Genomic DNA, 3,521 nt, shown 5'->3' with positions numbered 1-3,521 from the left:
CGCCGCACTGGTCAACGCCAAGGGTGCAGAGATGCTGGTCAAGGCGCAGGACATGTGCCTGGGCCAGTTCCTGACCGGCGCGCCAGATCCGCTCATGGCATTTGCCTTCCAGCGCATGAAGAACCTGGTCAACGTGCCCGACCTGCTGGAGGTGCCGATGGTCAAGCAGGTGATCGCGGCCAACCGCCTGGGCCAGCGCAAGCCAGGTGCCCCGATCCACATCTACCAGGGCACGGTGGATGAGCTCATGCCGATCAAGGACGTCGATGCGCTGGTGCAGTCCTACTGCAGCCAGGGCGTGAAGGTCAGCTACAAGCGCACCTTCAACGACCACATCCTGCTGGCCGTGACCGGCTGGAGCGGCGCGCTGCAGTACCTGAGCGACCGCCTGGCCGACAAGCCGGCGCCGAGCACCTGCCGATGAGCAGACCGGGCGTTGAGGCCGCCAAAGGCTGAGCCGCCACAAGCGGGGCGCCGGGAGGCGACCTCCGCTGGGCGCCTCTCGGCCCGAACGGCCGTTCAGTTGCCCGTCAACCGCCTGCGGAACTCGCCAGGCGACTGGCCGCTCCAGCGCTTGAAGGCGTGCTGGAAGGCGCTCTGGTCGGCAAACCCCAATCGGGCCGCCACGGTGGCCAAAGGCAACCCCATGTTGCCCAGGTGGTGCTCGGCCATGCGGTGCCTGACGCGATCGAGCACCTCGCGAAAGCTCAGGCCCTGTGCTTCAAGGCGGGCCTGCAGGGTGCGCGGCGCCAGGTTCACGGCCTCGGCCGTCTGCTGCAGCGTGACGCGGCCCTGCGCCAGGCCTTGCGCCAGCACCCACTCCAGGTGCGTGAGGAAGCCGAGCTCTTCGCCCAACAGGCGCGAGAGTTCGCTGTCTGCCTGCAGGCGCAGCGAGGCGTGCACCTCGCGGTTGCGTTGGGCCACGGGTGACATCAGCAGGCTCGTCTCGCCATGCATCTGGTGCAGCGGCTGGTCGAACAGCACCTCACCCCCGAAGGCCTGCTGCAAGGCCTCGACCACTTCGCCCGAGGCTGGACGCGGAAAGGCAAAGCGCACGTCGGCCACCAGGTCTGGCCGCTCGGACAGCCAGCGCCCATGGTGCGCCCACAGCGACATCGACAGCAGCACCAACTCCATCGGCGGCTGCTCGACCAGCGGCCGCCAGGTCAGGCTGAAGCGCTGGCCCTCGACGTGGAATTCGGCGGCGTTGAAGTTGTCGTGCAGGCGCTCGTAGCGCTGCAAAATCAGCGCCGCCTCGGCCAGCGACTCGCACGACATCAGCAAGAAACCCAGCATGCCCAGGTGGCGGCCGCGGATGTGCCCCGCCAGCTTGACCACGAAGGCCGCGTCGCCCGAGGCCTCGGTGGCGCGGCGCAGCAGCGTCAGCCATTCGTCGAGCGTCAGGCGGATCTGGCCACCGGGCTGGCGCACGCGGGCCACCCAGTCGGGGCCGAACACGGGCACCGGATCGACGCCGCGCGATTCGAGGTTCGCGAGCACGGCCAGCCCGTAGCCCGGGCTGACCAGCGGCGTCACCACTGACCGGTCTCCATGCGGATGGCGACCTCGCAGTCGTCGAAGATCTCCAGCTTGGCGATCTTCACGCGCACGCCCAGCACGCCAGGCATGTCCATCAGGCGGTTGCACAGCTTGCCGATCATGGTCTCGAGCAGGTTCACGTGCACCGCGTTGCACTCCTCGATGATGGCCTGGCGCACCTTGCGGTAGTCCAGCACGTTGAGGATCTCGTCGTCGTGCGGCAGCAGGGGCTGGCTGCCCATGTTGAGCTCGGCGTCCACCATGATGGGTTGCGGCGAATCGATTTCGTGGTCGAGCACGCCCAGGCTGGCTGTGAAGCGCAGGCCGGTGAGGGTGAGGGTCTGATTGCCTTTGGTCAGGGACATGTCCGGTCTTTCGCGTCTCGTCACATCATCGAAAAATCGCGCTCGAAGCGCTGCAGGTGCTGGCCCCCGTCGACCAGCAGCGTGGTGCCGGTCATCGAGCGGTTGGCCAGCGCGAAGGCCACGGTGGCGGCCACGTCTTCGGGCGTGGACGAGCGCCCCAAGGGCGAGAGCTGGTGCAGTTGCTCGAACTTCTCGCCTTGGAGCCACTCGCTGGTCAGCGTCAGGCCCGGGGCCACGCCGACCACGCGCACGGTGGGCGCCAGGGCCAGTGTCAGCAGTTGCGTGGCCGATTCGAGCGCGGCTTTCGACAGCGTGTAGCTCAGGAAATCGGGGTTGGGGTTCCACAGCTTCTGGTCAAGCAGGTTGACCACGGCGCCTTCGCACTGCCTCGACCGCACATGCGCCGCCAGCGCCTGAGACAGCACGATGGCAGGTGCGGTGTTGGCGCGCAGGTGCTTCTCCAGCATGGCGTAGGTGAAGGAGTCGGCGCGGTCGTACTCGAAGGTCGAGGCGCTGTTGACCACGGCGTCGAGTTGCCCGAGGGCCGAGGTGATGCGCGGCACCAGCTCGCGGGTGGCCTGCTCGTCGGACAGGTCGGCGGTGAAGACCTCGGCGCGGCGACCCATGGCGCGGATCTCGTCCACGGTGGCCACGGCCTCGACGCGCGAGATGCGGCAGTGCACGGCCACGTCCCAGCCCTGGCGGGCCAGGGTCAGGGCGATCTCGCGGCCGAGGCGGCGGGCCGCCCCCGTGACGAGCACGACGCGACGGACCGGGGCGGCGTGGGTGGGCGAATCGGGGGATGAGGTCATGTCTGGGCGCGTTGGAACGGCTGCTGCGGCTGAAACGGTGGGTGCGCGAGGGTGGACGGCACGGTGTCCGACAGCAGAACACGGCCGCAGCCTTCCTACAATCAGGGCATGAACCGCCCCACGTCCAGCCCCCACGCTCGCCAACAGGCGCCCAGTGTAGTGGCCGCCCCCTTGCCCGCGTCCCCCCTGCTGCACCTGATCAGAGACGAAATCCGGACGCAAGGCGGTTGGATGGGCTTTGACCGCTTCATGGCGCTGGCGCTCTACGCGCCGGGCCTGGGCTACTACAGTGGCGGCCGGCGAGTGCTGGGCCACCGCCCTCAGGACGGCAGCGACTTCGTGACCGCCCCCGAGCTCACGCCGCTGTTCGGCGAGGTGCTGGCGCGCCAGCTGGCCCAGGCGCTGAAAGAGACCGGCACCCGCGAAATCTGGGAGTTCGGCGCCGGCACCGGGGCACTGGCCGAACAACTGCTGGGCGAACTCGGCGATCAGATCGACCGCTACGTCATCGTCGACCTGTCTGGCGCACTGCGCGAACGCCAGCACCAGCGCCTGCTCAAGGCACACCCCGAACTGGTCAACAAAGTCATCTGGGCCGACAGCCTGCCCGACGAGTTGAGCGGCGTGGTCGTCGGCAACGAGGTGCTCGACGCCATGCCTGTGCAGCTGCTCAGTTGGGGCGGCCAACGCTGGCTGGAGCGCGGCGTGTCGCTGGCCGAGCTGCCCCCCACCCAAGACGTGGTTGGCACCCCAAGCGCCCCGACTCAGCCCACCCTGTGCTGGGCCGACCGCCCAGCCCCCGAAG

5 protein-coding genes are annotated in these 3,521 nt (G+C 68.7%); 2 read left to right on the top strand and 3 right to left on the bottom strand.

Translation table 11 applies throughout. The features are described from left to right. Positions 1–424, top strand: a 424-nt coding sequence (locus B2W70_RS12785; RefSeq protein WP_286746202.1) for a lipase family protein, incomplete at its 5' end; no start/stop codon positions are given. 95 nt (positions 425–519) lie between these two features. On the opposite strand, the gene B2W70_RS12780 is transcribed toward B2W70_RS12785, so the two are convergent. Genes B2W70_RS12780 through B2W70_RS12770 form a run of 3 tightly spaced genes read right to left on the bottom strand, consistent with a single transcriptional unit; the run spans position 520 to position 2,716 of the window. Beyond that, the gene (locus B2W70_RS12780; RefSeq protein ID WP_286746200.1) at positions 520–1,536 is read right to left on the bottom strand and encodes a helix-turn-helix domain-containing protein; all 1,017 of its coding nucleotides are present in this window, start codon (positions 1,534–1,536) and stop codon (positions 520–522) included. Beyond that, a complete protein-coding gene (locus B2W70_RS12775; RefSeq protein ID WP_058088468.1) occupies positions 1,533–1,904 on the bottom strand; it encodes a dihydroneopterin aldolase in 372 nt (123 codons plus the stop codon). The genes B2W70_RS12780 and B2W70_RS12775 overlap by 4 nt, the downstream gene beginning before the upstream one ends. A 20-nt stretch (positions 1,905–1,924) precedes the next feature. After that, positions 1,925–2,716: an SDR family oxidoreductase gene (locus tag B2W70_RS12770; RefSeq protein WP_286746197.1), complete on the bottom strand. Its 792-nt coding sequence runs from the start codon at positions 2,714–2,716 to the stop codon at positions 1,925–1,927. A 231-nt stretch (positions 2,717–2,947) separates the two neighbouring features. Between B2W70_RS12770 and B2W70_RS12765 the strand changes: the two genes are divergently transcribed. Continuing rightward, positions 2,948–3,521, top strand: a 574-nt coding sequence (locus tag B2W70_RS12765; RefSeq protein ID WP_286746216.1) for an SAM-dependent methyltransferase, incomplete at its 3' end; no start/stop codon positions are given.

Source organism: Aquabacterium sp. UBA2148 (assembly GCF_002328915.1).
In the GTDB taxonomy this organism is placed as follows: domain Bacteria; phylum Pseudomonadota; class Gammaproteobacteria; order Burkholderiales; family Burkholderiaceae_C; genus Aquabacterium; species Aquabacterium parvum.
The sequence above is the reverse complement of the archived record's forward strand: the minus strand, read 5'-3'. Positions and strand labels throughout refer to the sequence as shown.